Here is a 17058-nt window from a genome sequence, read left to right as displayed (position 1 = left end):
CGGCATGGTCGTCACAGGGCCGCCGCCATGGACAGCCCTGTGAAACAGGTCGTGATGAAAAATAAGGTCTCCATCACGCTGCCGGTTTCTTGCGTAGCTTTATCGCACTTCGCGAAGTTTCTTTTTTTCGAGGGCTGGCACCTCGATATCTATTTCCAGCATTGAAACCGATGTCCCGCGATCCACCTTGATCTGGACCTTGTCCTGATCGACGGGGATATGCCTTTTGATGACCTCCAGGATCTCGCTGTGGAGCGTATTGAGCAGTTCGGATTCCTGCCCGTCCGTCCCGGCGCGTTCATGCGCCAGAAGGATCTGCAGGCGGTCGCGCGCGACGGGCGCGGAACTGCGGGAACGACCGAAAAGAGTATCAAGCAGGCCCATGATCAGGATCTTCCCTTGAACAGCCACCCGAACAGGCCGCTACGTTCAGTGGGTACGGTGACATCGATCTTTTCGCCTTCCAGCCGGCGCGCCGCCTCGAAATAGGCGCGGGCGGGCGGGCTTTGCGGGCTGGAAATCGTGACGGGCGAACCAAGGTTCGACGCGCGCAGGACTTCCTCGCTTTCCGGGATGATCCCCAGAAGCGGGATCGACAGGATTTCAAGCACGTCTTCGGTGCGCAGCATTTCCCCACGCGCCGCGCGTCCGGGGTCATAACGCGTCACCAGCAGGTATTTTTCGACCTTGCCGCCGGACTTGGCCTTTGCCGTCGTGCTGTCAAGCATGCCGATGATGCGGTCACTGTCACGCACGGAGGACACTTCGGGATTGGTGACGACGACGGCGTAATCCGCATGGTACATCGCCAGTTGCGCGCCGCGTTCGATACCTGCCGGGCTGTCGCAGATGATCCAGTCGAACTTTTCACGCAGTTCACCGATCACCTTGTCCACGCCCTCGGCCGTCAGGGCATCCTTGTCGCGGGTCTGCGATGCGGGCAGGATAGACAGGGTTTCGACGCGTTTGTCACGGATCAGGGCCTGCGACAGTTTTGCTTCGCCCTGAATGACATTGATCAGGTCGTACACGACCCGGCGTTCCGCGCCCATGACCAGATCGAGATTGCGCAGCCCGACATCAAAATCGACCACGACCACGTTCTGCCCCGTCTGTGCCAGCGCCGCGCCCAGTGCCGCGGTGGACGTTGTCTTGCCGACCCCGCCCTTTCCGGAGGTGACGACCAGCACTTTCGCCATTCTAGTTTTTCCTTGTCCTGTTATTTCTGCTCGCGGTCGGGAAGGGTATAGGCCGCAACGGTTGAAATATGGTTGTTAAGTAGTAAGGGCGCGGCAGGGTGGGATGCAACCGCTGCAACGATGAAAACTGTATCTGGAATTCATCTTCTGGGGGAAGGCGCCATCCGCAGGCTGAGTGGCTGCACCACGATTGTGTCATTATTAAGCATGGCCTGTGAGGGCGTTCCTGAAAACTGGGGGTCCATATCCTCGGCGGTCATATAATACCCATCAATCGCCAGAAGTTCCGCGCGCATGTCATGGGCAAAGATGCGGGCTTCGGGCTGTCCGTTCATTCCCGCGATCGCGCGCCCGCGCAGTGCGCCGTAAACATGGATGGACCCTGCGGCGGTAACTTCCGCCCCCGACCCGACGGACCCGATGATGATGATGTCACCATCGGGGTTTACGATCGTCTGTCCCGAACGGATGGGCTGTTCCACGATCAGGGATGATCCCTGTATGCGTTCGGGCACGGGAACATGGTCGTCGGGAATGTCCACTGCCCCCGACGCGCGCCCGCCCTCCAGCCCGGCCGGCCATTGCCAGTGGGCGATGGCGGGGGTGGTGGGGTCAGCCCCCTCGATCGCGATGATGCGGATGCCGCGTTCAAGCAGCGCGGGATACAGCTTGCCAAGGCCAGGTTCATCCGCCCCAAGCAGCGACAGGTCGAGGATGACCGGCTTGCTGGCGAAAAAGGCTGCGGAACGCGCGATCTGCGCATCAAGCCCGGCCATCCAGTCGGACAGGCCGGGTTCGGGTGACAGCACCAGCGCCAGGAAGGAGCGGCCACGGGCACGTATTTTCGGAAGGGAACGCAATTCGTCGGACAAGTGGTTACAGCCTTCGTCTGCCTGGGATTCGTCTGTCTGCGGCCCGACGGGTTATCATGGGCACGTTGCCAATGTGCCAGAAAAAAACGTCCCACGCCACGGCCCGTGGCCGGTGGATGCGCCCCCGGTCACGATCATGGCGCGGCCGCGTGCGATGCAATGCGGTTTTGTTGACATGAAGGCTTGGCGAAGGGTGGTGCGATGCAATAAAGCGGATGCATGCGTATCCTGTATCATCTTCCCCTTTCACCCTATTCCCGCAAGGTGCGCCTTGCACTGGGAGAAAAGCGGCTGCCATTCGAACTGAAGGTGGAACGGGTATGGGAACGTCGCCCCGATTACCTTGCGCTGAACCCCGCGGGCGGGGTGCCGATGCTGGTGGAGGAAACGGGGCTTGCGATTCCCGATTCGTGGGTGATCTGCGAATATCTCGAAGAGGCCTATCCCGACACCCCCCTTCTGGGCCGCACCCTTGCCGAACGGGTGGAGGTGCGGCGGCTCGTCGTCTGGTTTGACGAGAAATTCGGCAACGAAGTGACGCGCAACCTGCTCAATGAAAAGGTGATGAAGCGCATATCCGGTCGGGGCAATCCTGATGGCGGTGCGTTGCGGGCAGGATATGCCAACATCCGCTTTCACCTGTCCTATATCGACTGGCTGGCGGAAACGCGGCAATGGATGGCGGGCAATACGCTGTCGCTTGCGGATTTTGCGGCCGCGGCCCATCTGTCATGCCTTGATTTCATCGACGATGTCGCCTGGGACACCGCGCCTGCGGCCAAGGACTGGTACGCCCGTATCAAGAGCAGGCCGTGCTTTCGCACATTGCTGCAGGATCGCGTCAGTGGAATGACACCGCCCGCCCATTATGCCGACCTTGATTTCTGAGCGCGCCTGTCATGGCCGGTGCCGATGTGCTTGATGCCGTAATCCTGGGGGCGGGGGCCGCCGGGATGATGGCCGCCGCGACGGCGGGACAGGCGGGATGCCGTGTCGTGGTCGTGGACCATGCGGCACAGCCAGGGCGCAAGATCCTGATTTCAGGGGGTGGGCGCTGTAATTTCACCCATCTTGAGTCCGGCCCGGGGATGTTCCTGTCGGCCAATCCGCATTTCGCCAAATCCGCGCTGGCACGTTATACGCCGCGTGATTTCCTTGACCTGCTCGCCCGGCATCGCATTGCGTGGCATGCCAAGGCACCGGGCCAGCTTTTCTGCGATCGTTCAGCAGGCGAGATCGTGGAAATGCTGGTGCGTGAATGCCGGCAGGGCCATGTGGAAATGGCGCTTTCGAATCGTATTATCGCGGTGCGCCGCGATGCCGATGGATGTTTCGTGGTGGAAACGGACCGCATGGCCCTGCGGGCCCGTGCGGTGGTTCTTGCGACGGGGGGGCTGTCGATTCCCAAGCTGGGTGCGACGGGCCTGTCGCACGATCTGGCGCGGCGGTTCGGGCTGAAGATCGTGGAGCCCGCACCCGCGCTTGTGCCGCTGACATTCGGTGCGGGCGACCGGGAATGGATGGTCGAACTGGCGGGTGTGTCGATGGAGGTCGCAACACGCTGTCATGCCGGGGCGGGGCGACGCGCCCGTGACATCGTGTTCCGGGACGGGATGCTGTTTACGCATCGTGGCCTGTCTGGTCCTGCGATCTTGCAGGCGTCGTCCTACTGGTCGGCGGGGATGGCGCTTGATATTGACTGCCTGCCTGGCCGTGATGCGGTGCGCTGCCTGCGTGACCTGAAGCGGGGGCGCCCCCGCATGGGGGGGGCTGCCATGTTGGCGACCCTGCTGCCGCAGCGCCTGGCGCAGATGCTGGCGACGCGCCACCTGCCTGATGGCCCGGTGGGCGAAATGCCCGACAGTGTGCTGGACGCGCTGGGTGCGATGCTGTCGTCGTGGCGGCTGATGCCCAACGGAAGCGAAGGTTACGTCAAGGCCGAGGTCACGCGCGGCGGTATTGATACGGACGGCCTGTCATCGCAGACGATGGAGGCACGCGACGTGCCCGGCCTGTTTGCCGTGGGCGAGGCCGTGGACGTGACGGGATGGCTGGGTGGCCATAACTTCCAGTGGGCATGGTCGAGTGGCCATGCGGCGGGGCGGGCGCTGGCGGAGCGGCGGGGCTGATGCTGTTCAGCACGCAGGGCTTTTTGCTGCTGTTCCTGCCGGTTGTGCTGATGCTGTATTACCTGTGCGCACCCGTGCGCCGGGTGCGGCAGGGCGTGATGATCGCGGCGTCGGTGGTGTTCTATGGCCTGTGGGACTGGCGGTTCGTGCCGTTCCTTGTGGGGATGACGCTGCTCAACTGGGGGCTGGCATGCCTGTGGGGGCGCACGCGCGACCGGGCATGGCTGCTTGGCGGGATCGTGTTCAACCTGTGTGTGCTGGTGTTCTTCAAGGATGCCAACTGGCTGGCCGGTGTGCTGGCGGCCGCGCGGGGGCAGGTACATAATCCGTGGGACATTGTCCTGCCTCTGGGGCTGTCATTTTTCGTGTTCCAGAAAATATCCTATCTCGTGGACCTGATGCGTGGGCGCGCACCGGTTTATGGGGTGGTGGACTTTCTTGAATTCGTGACGTTTTTTCCGCAACTGATCGCCGGGCCGATCGTGCGTCATAACGAGATCGTGCCACAGTTTGCCCAATCCCCGCGTAATGGCGCAATGTGGGAAAACCTGTCGCGCGGGGCGATGCTGCTGCTGATCGGACTGGCGAAGAAGGCGGGGCTGGCGGATACACTGGCAGGCCTGTGTGATCCCGTCTTTGCCCTTGTGGCGCAGGGGCATATGCCGACACCGGGGCAGGCATGGCTGGCGGCGCTGGCTTACACTTTGCAGATCTATTTCGATTTTTCGGGATATTCCGACATGGCGATCGGTATGGCGCTGATGTTCGGGCTGCGCCTGCCATTTAATTTCGACGCCCCGTACCGTTCGGTATCCATCCGCGATTTCTGGCGACGGTGGCATATGACCCTGTCGCGATTCCTGCGCGATTACCTGTATATCCCGATGGGTGGCAACCGGTGTGGGGCCGTACGGCAGGGATGCAACCTTGGGGCGACGATGCTGCTGGCCGGTGCGTGGCATGGCGCGGGCTGGACCTACCTTGTGTGGGGGGGGCTGCATGGCGGGGCGCTGGCGGTCGCGCACTGGTGGGGGCGGCGCGGCAATCGCATGCCCGCGTTGGCGGGATGGGCGCTGACGATGCTGTTTATCATGCTGTCATGGGTGATATTCCGTGCCCCCGACATGGGGGCGGCGCGCATGATGCTGCTGGCGATGGCGGGTGGCGGGCGTGACCATGCCGCGACCGGCCATCATGGCGTTGTGCTGGTCATGGCGCTGGCGGTCGCGTTGGTGGGGCCATCGTCACAGCGCGCGATCCTGCGCGACATGCCGCCTGCGCCATGGATTGCGGTGGCGGGGGGGATTGCCTTCGTCCTGCTCATCCTGCTGATCGGCGGGCGCATTCCTGACCCGTTCATCTATTTCCAGTTCTGATGGCTGCTGTTTGAAAGCAAGTCATTGATAAAAAATAAGAAAAGTTTTTGGGTGCTGCCTTTTGATCGAAAAAGGCGGCGTCTTCTGAAGCTTTTTGGAAAAAGCTTCACCAAAAACCTTTATAATTACAGGATGTTATCAAGCCTGACTTTTCAAACAGTCTCTAAAGAGTGCCTGTTCCCGGAAAACGACGTTTTCCGAAGCATCTGGGACAAGGCTTTCCCCAAGAGATGTTCATGGTTTTCGGATGTCCCCGGCCCATGACCTTTGTCGGGCATGCAGGGTGTATTGCGCCGTCTGTGTTCCTATATGTCATGGTGATGCGCCGCGATGTCACGTGGCGTCCTTTTTCATGGAAACAAGACAGGCCCCATGCCCGATCCTACCCAAGACCTGTTCGGGGACATGCCGGATATGGCGCGTCCACAGGCCACACCCGCTGGGCGCGGGGAAGAAGGCGCATCACGGCACCGCCCGCTTGCGGATCGCCTGCGGCCCGAAACACTGGATCAGGTCGTGGGGCAGGACCACCTGCTTGGCCCCGAAGGCACGCTGAGCCTGATGCTGCGTCACCACAGTCTGGCCAGCCTGATCCTGTGGGGCGGGCCAGGGGTGGGCAAGACGACCATCGCGCGCCTGCTTGCCCATGCGGCGGGTTTACGCTTTGTGCAGATTTCGGCGGTATTTTCCGGGGTGGCGGACCTTAAGCGCGCGTTCGAGGAGGCCCGCCGCCGGGCTGCCAATGGTGAAGGAACGCTGCTGTTCGTGGACGAAATCCATCGCTTCAACCGCGCGCAGCAGGACGGCTTCCTGCCGGTGGTGGAGGACGGGACGGTGGTGCTGGTTGGCGCCACGACAGAAAATCCGTCCTTTGCGCTGAATGGTGCGCTGCTGTCACGCTGTCAGGTGCTGGTGCTGCGTCGGCTTGATGATGCGGCACTTGAACAGTTGCTGTGCCGGGCGGAAGGCGAAACGGGGCGCGCCCTGCCGCTGACGGCGCCTGCGCGTGCGACATTGCGCGCCATGGCCGATGGCGATGGGCGTTACCTGCTGAACATGGTTGAACAGATACTGGCGCAGCCGGGCGACATGGTGTTCGACCCGCAATCCCTGTCACGCCTGCTCGCCAGACGTGCGGCATTGTATGACAAGGACCGGGAGGAACATTACAACCTGATTTCCGCGCTGCATAAATCCATGCGCGGGTCTGACCCGGATGCGGCGTTGTACTGGTTCGCCCGGATGCTCGAAGGGGGGGAGGACCCGCGCTACATCGCCCGTCGCCTGACCCGTTTCGCGGCAGAGGATGTCGGCATGGCCGACCCGCAGGCCCTGCCGCTCGCGGTTGCGGCGTGGGAGACGTATGAACGCATGGGCTCGCCCGAGGGGGAACTGGCACTTGCGCAGCTTGTGGTGCATCTGGCGACCGCGCCGAAATCGAACGCGGTCTATGTCGCCTATGGCAAGGCGCGTCAGGCCGCGCGCGCCACCGGCAGCCTGATGCCGCCCGCCCATATCCTCAATGCCCCGACCAGACTGATGAAGGAGATCGGCTATGGCAGGGGGTATGAATATGACCATGATCAGGCGGAGGGGATCTCGGGGCAGAATTACTTTCCTGACGGCATGCGTCGGCCACAATTCTATCGTCCGACGGGGCGTGGATATGAACGTGAAGTCGCGCGACGTCTGGACAGTTGGGGCAGAGTGCGCGAAAGCCGTGGGTCATGAGTGTCGTGACCCTTACCGTCAGTGATGACGAAGCCGATATCCGCCTTGACCGCTGGTTCCGGCGGCATTACCCGCACCTGACGCAGGGGGCGTTGCAAAAGCTGTGCCGCACGGGGCAGATCCGTGTGGATGGCGGTCGTGTGACCACATCGACCCGCCTTGCCCCCGGTCAGGCGGTGCGTGTGCCCCCCATCCCGCAGGCCAGCCGTCCCGCCCCCGTGACGCACCGGACGCTTGACGATCGCCAGGTGCGCGAAATCCGCAAGATGGTCATCTACAGTGATGATCAGGTGATTGTCCTGAACAAGCCCGCAGGCATTGCTGTGCAGGGCGGGCCGGGCATCACCCATCATATTGACGGGCTGCTTGACGGATTGCGTGAACAGCCTGACGACCCGCGCCCGCGCCTTGTCCATCGCATCGACCGTGACACGTCGGGGCTGTTGTTGCTGGCGCGCACGCCCGGGGTCGCGGCAAAGCTTGCCGCGTCCTTTCGTAGCCGTGACGTGCGCAAGGTCTACTGGGCGGTGACGGTAGGCCGTCCCACGCCTGCATCGGGTATCGTGGATCAGCCGCTGACCCGCCTTGGCGCGGGGGCGGGGGCGATCATGGTTGTTGCGGGGCGGCGCGACAAGGATGCAGTACATGCGTTGTCGGAATATGAAGTGCTGGACGCGGCGGGACGGAAACTGTCATGGCTGGCGCTGTCGCCGCTGACGGGGCGCACCCATCAGCTTCGTGTGCATTGCGAAGCGCTGGGTACCCCGATCCTCGGCGATCCGAAATATGGCGATGATCGTGCCCATGTCGAAGGTTTCCCCGATCAGTTGCACCTGCATGCCCGTATGCTGGACCTGCCGCATCCGGCGGGTGGGCGGCTGGTGGTGTCGGCGGATCTGCCTGCGCACATGAAGGAGACGTTCCGCCAGCTTGGCTTTACGGCGCCTGCGGCCCCCGCGCCACAGCGCGCATGACGCCGCGGCGGTAATCTCATCGCCGCGATCACGCAACGGGATTGAGCGAATATGGCAAACAGCGCGAATTTACGGCGTGGCCTGCTGGTGTCCGCCGCCGCGATCATCGTGGTGGCGGGCGGGGGCGCTCTGGCGTTACGCGGCATCCTTGACCCGCAGGCCCTGCGGGCGCGTGCCATCGCCGCGATCGAACGGCAGACCGGGCGTGAGGTGACGCTTGGCGCGATGGAGGTGCATGTCTTCCCCGCCGCCATTTCCGTGCATGACATTGCCCTTGCGGACATGAAGGGGGGCGACGGCACGCCGATGTTCAGCGCACGCGCCATGGATGCCAGTGTCGGGCTGATGGCGTTGCTGCATCATCGGATACAGCTTGACAACATCACGCTGGACCATCCCGTGCTGCATCTGCGGCGTGATGCGGATGGGCAGGCCAACTGGCGCATGACCCCCAACGGGGCACAGGCGGCTGACGCCACACCGGCCCCGGTGCGGCCTGTGGCCCCGGCGGCGGGCAACCCGTGGTCGGTGCAACTCGGCAGCCTTCGTGTCAGTGATGCGACCGTGGGGTGGGATGACCGCCTGTCGGGCATGAAGACGCAACTGGCGCTGGGTCATGTCCGGGTTGATGGTCTGAATGGCGCGCGACCGACATTCGATGTGGCAGGCACGCGCGATGGGGCGGCCTTTACCCTGTCGGGGCATACAGGAGCGATTTCCCTGACACATGTGGGGCAGGATGCGAAATGGCCGGTCCATTTCGAACTGGCCTTTGCCGATCATCAACAGCCCGCCGGTCATCTGACGGTCGATGGCACCGTGGCCGACCCGGACCGGGCCAAGGGATATGACCTGAAGCTTGACGGGACCCTTTCGCGGCTGGTGGACCTTGCGCCATGGGTTGGGGGGTATGACCTGCCTGACGCCCGCGATGTTGCGCTGTCATTGCGTATTGTCGATGGCAGCACGCCCGCCGATACGAACATCGTCCCGCTGGTGCAGTCATTGCATCTGCGCACAGGGGCGTTCGATGCGGGGCATTACCTGACCGGGCTGCGGGTTGGCAGCCTGTCGGTCGATGCCGCCGGACCAAAAGAGACGCTGGCCGTCGCGGGGGCCGGCAACTGGAATGGGCAGGATCTGAAACTCGCGGCGTCCTTCGGGTCGCTGGAACAGGCGGAACATGCCGTCCTGACGCACCTGTCGGACTCGTTGCCGATGTCTGTGGACCTGTCGGGGGTGGCGGGGTCGCTGCGGGTCGCGGGGATGCTGGGTGGTTCGCGCGCGGTGGTGAATGTCACGGCATCGGCCGGGCATCTCGCGCTGCCCAATGGCGCAGCACTCGATCACCTGGAGGCGACGACCCACCTTGTCAGCGAGGGGAATGGCGCACGTTTCGCCCTGTCTGACCTCAATATCCGCAGCACCCAGCTTGCGCTGACCGGGACGCTGGATATGAGCGTCCATGGCGGCCATGGTGGCGTCCCGCTGGTCAGTGGCGCGGTCGAGGCAAGCTGGCTTGACCTTGATGCCCTGCGCGGGGGGAATGCCACGGCAAAGGCCGCGCCCGCCACATCGGGCGGCAAACCGGGGGATGACCGCATCGCCTTTGAACGCCTGCGTGACATGGACATGGATGTGCGTTTCAATGTGACGCAGATGGAACTTGCGGGTGATGTCTATCGTCAGGCGCTGATGCATGTCGCCCTGCGTGAAGGGCGGCTGGGCATCGACCCCTTGCAGGCCACGGGCACGGGGCGCAGGGTTTCGGGGCGCCTGTCGGTGGATGCATCGGGGGACATGCCGGTCGTGTCGGGCACCATAGGCACGCTGGTGCTGCCCGCGACATGGATCGAGCAGCACGCGGGCATGCCCATGGCGGTGCAGGGGGCATTCCAGCTTGTGGGGGAGGCGACTGCACGGGGGCATACGGCAACCGAACTGCGCAATACGCTGGACGGGCATATGGGGGCCTCCCTCGTCAATGGCACGATCGACGGCGCGGCGCTGGGTTCGCTGCTGGGGCAGGCGGCGCGTGGCCTGACGGGATCGGGGTCGATCCCGCTGCGTTGCTTCGGGATGCATATGGTGATGGCGAATGGGCGGGCGAATGTCGATACGCTTGGCCTTCAGACCTCCGTACTCAGCATGACGGGGCAGGGCAGTGTGGGTCTGGCATCCTATGCGCTGGATCTGCGTCTTGTGCCGCAGGTGATGATTGGCGGGACGGGGGCATCGGTGCCGGTGCGTGTGGGCGGCACGCTGTCCGCGCCCCGTCCGCGCATGGATGCGGGGGCGGACGGGCGCTATGCCATTGGCCTGCTGCTGGGGGATTCATCGGGCAAAAGCACCGTGCCTGACCTGTGCCCCGCGACGCTGAAGGCCGCACGTGAGGGGCAGGCAGGCCCCGAACCCACCGGTGCCGCGCCCCAGCCGACCGGCAATGTGGGCAGTCTGGTGCGCGCGAACCCCAAGGCGGCGCAGAAAATCGACAAGGCGAAAAACCTGCTCAAAGGACTGGGGCTGATACATTGACCGATATGACGCAGGATAGCCCGGCCCCGCCGGGGGGGACGGCCGCGCGCAGGCGTTTTTGGGACACCGCAACCGTGGCCCCGCAGGCGGGGGGGGGGCAGGCGGGGGGATATACCGTACATCTTGATGGCAGGCCGGTGCGCCTGCCGGGGCGGACATTGCTGGTGGTGCATGCGGATGCGCTGGCCCATGCCCTTGCCGGGGAGTGGGAGCGTGCAGGGGGGGGCGCCAAAGGGGGGCTTTTCACACCGGAGGATCTGCCCCTGACCCGGATCGCGGGCACGATGATCGAACGCATCGCCCCCGACCGGGAGGCCACGGTGACGGCATTGCTGCAATATGCCAACGGGGAACTGCTGTGTTATCGCGCGACGCATCCGGCCACGTTATGTGAACGTCAGGCAGCACAGTGGGCGCCGTGGCTCGACTGGCTGCGGGAGCGGTACGGCATCACGCTGCGCACGACCGAAGGGGTCATGCCCATCACCCAGACGCCAGGGACGCTGGCGGCATTGGGGGATATCCTGCGTGGGTATGACGATGCGACGCTTGCCGCGCTTGGCGTCATGGTGCCCGCGATGAAGAGTCTCGTGCTCGGGATCGCGGTGGTGACGGGGGCGTGCGACGCCGCGCGTGCGGCACAGGTCGCGACACTTGATGAACGCACGCAGATGGAAATCTGGGGCAGTGATGCACAGCAGGAGGCCATGCTGGCAACGTTGGGGCGCGAAGTGGCCGAGGCATCGACTTTCCTCGAACTGGCCCGCAAGGGGTGACGGATAAAAGCTGTTGGTAAAGAGAGTGTTTGAAAACACGCCGTTGATAAAAAACAGGAAAAGTTTTTGGGTGCCGCCTGTCGATCGAAAAGGCGGCGTCTTCTGAAGCTTTTTAGAAAAAAGCTTCACCAAAAACCTTTATGATTTCAGTATGTTATCGCGCCTGACTTTTCAAACAGTCTTAACGCTTTTCCCAAAAAACATGAAAAAGCGCCGCCTTTCAGGGTGAAAGGCGGCGCCAGACAACTGTTGTGACCTTGATTGGTGGCTTCGTGGGCGTCAGGGCACCAGCACGCTGACGGCGGCGGTGCAGGCAATGCCTTCTTCACGCCCGGTAAAGCCAAGGCGTTCGGACGTCGTTGCCTTGACGGAGATCCGGTCCACCCCGACCTGTAGCAGCTCGGCCAGCCGTTCGCGCATCGCCTGCGCATGTGGCCCGATCTTGGGCCGTTCACAGATCAGCGTCAGGTCGGCATTGATCAGCATGCCGCCGCGCGCGCGGATGCGTTCGCCCGCATGGATCAGGAAGCGTGCGCTGTCGGCATCCTTCCATTCATTCTGGCTGGGTGGGAAGTGGCGACCGATATCCCCTTCGGCCAGCGCGCCATAGATCGCATCGCACAGGGCATGGATGCCGACATCCGCATCTGAATGCCCCGCCAGCCCGCGCGTATGGGGCACGGTGATGCCGCACAGGATCAGGGGACGCCCCTCGGCAAAGGCATGCACGTCATATCCCAGCCCCGTGCGTGGCAGCAGGGTCGGGCCGATCAGGCGTTCCAGGCGCACCAGATCCTCCTTGTAGGTCAGTTTGATATTGTCTTCGGACCCTGCGACGATGGCCACATGATGGCCCGCGGCCTCCAGCAGTGCCGCGTCATCGGTCGCATCCGATGCCGCCGCCCCGCGATGCAGATCACGCAGCAGGTTGAAACGGAATCCCTGTGGCGTCTGTGCGCGATAAAGGTCGGTGCGCGGCACGGTGTCGGTGATGATGCCGTCCCGCGCGCGCTTGATCGTATCGGCAACGGGCACGCCGGGAATGGCGCCTGCATGGGCGGACAGCGCGTCGATGACCGCGCGCGTGACATCGGCGGGGACATAGGGGCGTGCGCCATCATGGATCAGCACGAGGTCCGGCCTTTCCCCCACCGGCAGGCGGTCCAGCGCCTCGAGTCCGGCGCGCACGCTTTCCTGTCGTGTCTCCCCGCCGGGGACGCATTCCAGGATGGCGCACCCGTTCGGGGTGGCGTCACCCGTGGCGGACAGGCCCGACAGCGCATCGTCAAGCGACGCGCGTTCGCCCACGGGCTGGAGGATCTGGACATGCGGGATCAGGGCATCCGCGGCATGGCGGATGACGGGCCTGCCGCCGAGCGTCAGATACTGCTTGGCGACGGGGGACGCGGTCTGGGCGCTGAAACGGCGGCCCTGACCTGCGGCAAGGAGGATGGCTGCAACACGCATGGTCGGCAGGAATGCGGCCATGTTGCGCCGACGTCAAGCATCATGGCCGCCAATTTCGTTCCCCGGACGCATTATCATCAATTGCGTGATGGAAACGGAAAAGGTATTCTGCCTAAATCATAAGCATTGTGGTGTGTGGACGGCGGGGTATGTCCCGGGCGGTGACGGCTGGCGTCGCGTCTGGTGCGCGTAAATGGCGTGCGGGTGGGCAGGCCGCCGGGGAAAGCGGATTTTTGATGTCATCTGAACTGTTGTCGCCGATTGATCTGGGAAATGGCATCGTCCTTGACGTGCCGGTGATCCTGGCCCCGATGTCCGGTGTGACCGACCTGCCGTTCCGGCGTCTGGCGCGGCGTCTGGGCGCGGGGCTGGTGGTATCGGAAATGATCGCGTCATGGGCGATGGTGCGCGAAAACAGCAACACCCTGCGCATGGCGGAGGTCGCGGGCGATGGCCTCAATGCCGTGCAGTTGGCCGGGTGCGACCCCGATGCGATGGCGCAGGCCGCACGCATTGCGGTGGATCGCGGCGCGAACCTGATCGACATCAATTTCGGCTGTCCGGTCAAGAAGGTGGCCGTGGGGCAGCAGGCGGGCTCCGCCCTGATGCGGGACGAGGCGCTGGCCGCGCGGCTGCTCGCCACCGTCGTGCGCGCGGTGGACGTGCCCGTCACGCTCAAGATGCGCATGGGCTGGGATCATGACAGCCTCAACGCGCCCACGCTGGCACGCATCGCGCAGGAGGCGGGCATCCGCATGGTGACGGTCCATGGCCGCACCCGCCAGCAGTTTTATAACGGCACGGCGGACTGGCGTTTCGTGCGCCGGGTGAAGGAGGCGATCGACCTGCCGGTGATCGTCAATGGCGATATCCTGACGGTGGGTGATGCACGCGAGGCCCTGGCGCAGTCGGGTGCTGACGGGGTGATGATCGGGCGTGGCTGTTATGGCCGCCCGTGGTTCCCGGCACAGGTGGGGGCGGCGCTGACGCGCGGTGTCATCGTCGATGAACCCGATCTGGCGACGGAAAAGGGTATCGTCCTGGAACATTACACCATGATGGTGGAACATTTCGGCGCGCATCCCGGCCTGCGTCTGGCGCGCAAGCATGTGTCGTGGTACTCCGCCGGCCTGCCGGATTCGGCCGGGTTCCGGGCTGCGGTCAACCGTGTCGATACGGTTGATGCCGCATTGTCGATGATCGGGGAATTCTATGACCGCCAGATCGCGGCCGGGCATGTGCGTGGTCCACGCCCGTCCACCACCGGCGCGGAGTGCGGCCCCGGGCCAAGCGCACGCGCGGCATGACGGGGCAGGCGAGCCCATCTGTCTGTACGCCCGCAACCGTTACCGGCGCAGGCCGCATCGTCCTTGATGCGTTGCCACTGCCGGTCATGGTGGTGGGGGATGGCATGATGATCCATTACGTCAACGCCGCCGCCGAACCGTTCCTGGGCATGTCGCGCACCCATCTGGTGCAGATGCGCCTTACAGATATCATCCCCTCCGACCATCCTGTCTTCTTGCTGATCGAGCAGGTGCGCGACCATGGGCAGACCGTGGTGGAACACGAAGTCACGCTGGAGGGGCCGCGCCTGCACCGCGAGGGCGTGACCGTGCAGGGCGCCTCGTTGATGGAGGAGCCGGGGTCGGTCGTCCTTACGTTCCACGATTCCTCGGCCGCGCGTGTGCTGGATCGGCAACTGACCTTTCGTTCCGCCGCCCGCAGTGTGGCGGGAATGGCCGCAATCCTTGCGCATGAGGTCAAGAACCCGCTGTCGGGCATCCGTGGCGCGGCGCAGCTTCTGGAAAGTTCGGTGGGGGAGGCGGACCGCGAACTTGCGGTCCTGATCCAGGACGAGGTCAACCGCATCCGCGATCTTGTTGACCGTATGGACATGTTCAGCGACAAGCCGATCGAACGCCGTCCCGTCAATATCCACCGTGTCCTTGAACATGTCCGCCGCCTTGCACAGCAGGGATTTGCCGCCGACATCCGCTTTGAGGAGGTTTATGACCCCTCGCTTCCGCCGGTGTGGGGCAATCGCGACCAATTGGTGCAGGTGCTGCTCAACCTCGTGAAGAATGCGGCAGAGGCGCTGCATGGCCCGGATGCGCGGCCCGATGCGCAGATCACGCTGAGCACAAGCTATCGTCCCGGTATCTGGGTTTCCACGGTGGGGGGCAAGCGCAGGGTGCAGCTGCCGCTGCTGGTATCGGTGCGGGACAACGGACCGGGTATTCCAGAAAATATCCGCCCCCACCTGTTCGAGCCCTTCCTGACCACCAAGACCAGTGGCAGTGGGCTGGGCCTGGCGCTGGCGGGCAAGATCGTGGGTGACCATGGTGGCGTCATCGAGGTTGAAAGCCGCCCGGGCCAGACGGATGTGCTGCTGCACCTGCCGGTGGTGGCCGAAGACCGCGACATGCCGTAAGGGGCGGTGTCGTTTTTCCTGACCTGTTACGAACATCCGCCCGTGATATCCGCCCATGCCCGGCGGCCCCTGCATCCGGGCGATCAAGAAGCTGAAAGATTGTAAAGCCGTCATGTCGCTGCCGACCATCCTTGTTGCCGATGATGACCGTTCGATACGCACCGTGCTCAGTCAGGCATTGGGGCGTGCCGGATATCAGGTCCGGGCCACGGCCCATGCCTCCACCTTGTGGCAGTGGGTGGAGGAAGGTGAAGGCGACCTTGTCATTACCGATGTCGTGATGCCCGACCTCAACGGCCTCGACCTGATCCCGCGCATCCGCCGTATCCGGCCCGACCTGCGTGTCGTGGTCATGAGCGCGCAGTCAACGCTGACGACGGCGGTACAGGCGACGCAGCGCGGGGCGTTCGAATACCTGCCCAAGCCGTTCGATCTGAAGGAAGTTCTGGCGGTGGTTGCGCGCGCGCTGGCCGCACCCGCCAGCGTCGTGCCCGCGGCCGCCACGGCCCAGCCGGAGGAGCAGATGCCCCTGATCGGGCGGTCGGTGGTGATGCAGGATATCTATCGCATCATCGCGCGGCTGACGACGTCGGACCTGACGGTCATGATCTCGGGCGAGAGCGGGACGGGCAAGGAACTGGTGGCGCGTGCGCTGCATGAATATGGCCGCCGCCGCGCCGGGCCGTTCGTTGCGATCAACATGGCCGCCGTTCCGCGCGACCTGATTGAAAGCGAGCTGTTCGGCCATGAACGCGGCGCATTCCCCGGTGCGACCAGCCGTGTCGCCGGGCGTTTTGAACAGGCCGCCGGCGGCACGCTGTTCCTTGATGAAATCGGCGACATGCCGCCCGAGGCGCAGACGCGGCTGTTACGCGTGTTGCAGGATGGGGAGTTCACGACGGTGGGCGGTGTGCAGCCGGTGCAGGCCAATGTGCGCATCATCGCCGCCACCCATCGCGACCTGCGCCAGGCGATCCGCGCCGGTACTTTCCGCGAGGACCTGTACTATCGCCTTAACGTCGTGCCGATGCGCCTGCCGCCGCTGCGTGAACGGGTGGAGGATATTCCCCTGCTGGCGCGGCATTTCCTCAATGCCTGTCAGGAGGAGGGGACCCCTGCAAAGATGCTGGATGACGCGGCCATGGCACCGTTGCAGGCCTATCGCTGGCCGGGGAATGTGCGCGAACTTGAAAACCTGATGCGCAGGCTCAGCGCGCTATATCCGCAAGAAACGCTTGGCGCGGATCTGGTGGAGCATGAGCTGGAGGAAGCGCAGGCCATGTCCACCCCGGCGACAGAGGTTGCCGCGCGTGATAACGAAACGCTGTCTGATGCGGTGGGACGGCATATCCGCCATTTCCTCGATACCGGGCAGGACGGGATGCCGCTGCATGACATTTATGACAAGGTGATCGCAGAGGTTGAACGCCCGCTCATCACCATGACGCTGTCGGCCACACGCGGCAACCAGATCAAGGCGGCGGCGATGCTGGGCCTGAATCGCAATACGTTGCGCAAGAAGATACGTGACCTTGATATCCCCGTCGTGCGTGGTGGTGGCTGAC

At 63.9% G+C, this 17058-nt stretch carries 14 protein-coding genes; 10 read left to right on the top strand and 4 right to left on the bottom strand.

Going from position 1 to position 17058, the window contains the following annotated elements:
• Positions 1-99: 99 nt before the first annotated feature.
• The 3 genes from minE to minC all read right to left on the bottom strand — a co-directional run bounded on the left by minE (position 100) and on the right by minC (position 2071).
• Positions 100-384: a cell division topological specificity factor MinE gene (minE, locus tag IFJ82_RS13090; protein WP_003617939.1), complete on the bottom strand. Its 285-nt coding sequence runs from the start codon at positions 382-384 to the stop codon at positions 100-102.
• A 2-nt stretch (positions 385-386) separates the two neighbouring features.
• Complete coding sequence (gene minD / locus IFJ82_RS13085; RefSeq protein ID WP_003617940.1) at positions 387-1199, bottom strand: septum site-determining protein MinD; 813 nt, start codon at positions 1197-1199, stop codon at positions 387-389.
• A gap of 140 nt (positions 1200-1339) precedes the next feature.
• Positions 1340-2071, bottom strand: a complete 732-nt coding sequence (minC, locus tag IFJ82_RS13080; protein ID WP_003617942.1) for a septum site-determining protein MinC — start codon at positions 2069-2071, stop codon at positions 1340-1342.
• A gap of 219 nt (positions 2072-2290) precedes the next feature.
• On the opposite strand from minC, the gene fzlA reads away from it, so the two are divergent.
• The 7 genes from fzlA to IFJ82_RS13045 all read left to right on the top strand — a co-directional run bounded on the left by fzlA (position 2291) and on the right by IFJ82_RS13045 (position 11592).
• Positions 2291-2959: an FtsZ-binding protein FzlA gene (gene fzlA / locus IFJ82_RS13075; RefSeq protein WP_003617943.1), complete on the top strand. Its 669-nt coding sequence runs from the start codon at positions 2291-2293 to the stop codon at positions 2957-2959.
• 11 nt (positions 2960-2970) lie between these two features.
• Positions 2971-4200: a BaiN/RdsA family NAD(P)/FAD-dependent oxidoreductase gene (locus tag IFJ82_RS13070; RefSeq protein WP_192264854.1), complete on the top strand. Its 1230-nt coding sequence runs from the start codon at positions 2971-2973 to the stop codon at positions 4198-4200.
• Entirely contained in the window at positions 4149-5576 is a 1428-nt protein-coding gene (locus IFJ82_RS13065; RefSeq protein ID WP_225578669.1) for an MBOAT family O-acyltransferase, read from the top strand. Before IFJ82_RS13070 ends, IFJ82_RS13065 begins: the two co-directional genes overlap by 52 nt.
• Positions 5577-5948: 372 nt before the next feature.
• Positions 5949-7307, top strand: a complete 1359-nt coding sequence (locus IFJ82_RS13060; protein WP_081254607.1) for a replication-associated recombination protein A — start codon at positions 5949-5951, stop codon at positions 7305-7307.
• Entirely contained in the window at positions 7304-8281 is a 978-nt protein-coding gene (locus tag IFJ82_RS13055) for an RluA family pseudouridine synthase (protein WP_003617948.1), read from the top strand. The genes IFJ82_RS13060 and IFJ82_RS13055 overlap by 4 nt, the downstream gene beginning before the upstream one ends.
• Before the next feature lie 51 nt (positions 8282-8332).
• A complete protein-coding gene (locus tag IFJ82_RS13050; protein WP_192264852.1) occupies positions 8333-10816 on the top strand; it encodes an AsmA family protein in 2484 nt (827 codons plus the stop codon).
• Positions 10817-10821: 5 nt separating this feature from the next.
• Positions 10822-11592: an ATP12 family chaperone protein gene (locus tag IFJ82_RS13045; protein ID WP_192264850.1), complete on the top strand. Its 771-nt coding sequence runs from the start codon at positions 10822-10824 to the stop codon at positions 11590-11592.
• 279 nt (positions 11593-11871) lie between these two features.
• Here the strand turns inward: IFJ82_RS13045 and ispF are convergent, their stop codons facing one another.
• Entirely contained in the window at positions 11872-13059 is a 1188-nt protein-coding gene (gene ispF / locus IFJ82_RS13040) for a 2-C-methyl-D-erythritol 2,4-cyclodiphosphate synthase (RefSeq protein ID WP_075596005.1), read from the bottom strand.
• Positions 13060-13295: 236 nt separating this feature from the next.
• On the opposite strand from ispF, the gene dusB reads away from it, so the two are divergent.
• From dusB to ntrC, 3 genes are all read left to right on the top strand, one after another.
• Positions 13296-14366 (top strand): tRNA dihydrouridine synthase DusB, encoded by a 1071-nt coding sequence (gene dusB, locus IFJ82_RS13035; protein ID WP_192266542.1) that lies wholly within the window; start codon positions 13296-13298, stop codon positions 14364-14366.
• Positions 14363-15493 carry a two-component system sensor histidine kinase NtrB gene (locus tag IFJ82_RS13030; RefSeq protein ID WP_081378586.1) on the top strand — a complete coding sequence of 377 codons (1131 nt, stop codon included), beginning with the start codon at positions 14363-14365 and terminating at the stop codon, positions 15491-15493. Before dusB ends, IFJ82_RS13030 begins: the two co-directional genes overlap by 4 nt.
• A gap of 112 nt (positions 15494-15605) precedes the next feature.
• Positions 15606-17057, top strand: a complete 1452-nt coding sequence (gene ntrC, locus IFJ82_RS13025) for a nitrogen regulation protein NR(I) (RefSeq protein WP_040511547.1) — start codon at positions 15606-15608, stop codon at positions 17055-17057.
• The last annotated feature ends 1 nt before the right edge of the window (position 17058 follow it).

Origin of the sequence: Novacetimonas hansenii (assembly GCF_014843995.1) — a bacterium.
GTDB classification, from domain to species: Bacteria; Pseudomonadota; Alphaproteobacteria; order Acetobacterales; family Acetobacteraceae; genus Novacetimonas; species Novacetimonas hansenii.
The sequence above is the reverse complement of the archived record's forward strand: the minus strand, read 5'-3'. Positions and strand labels throughout refer to the sequence as shown.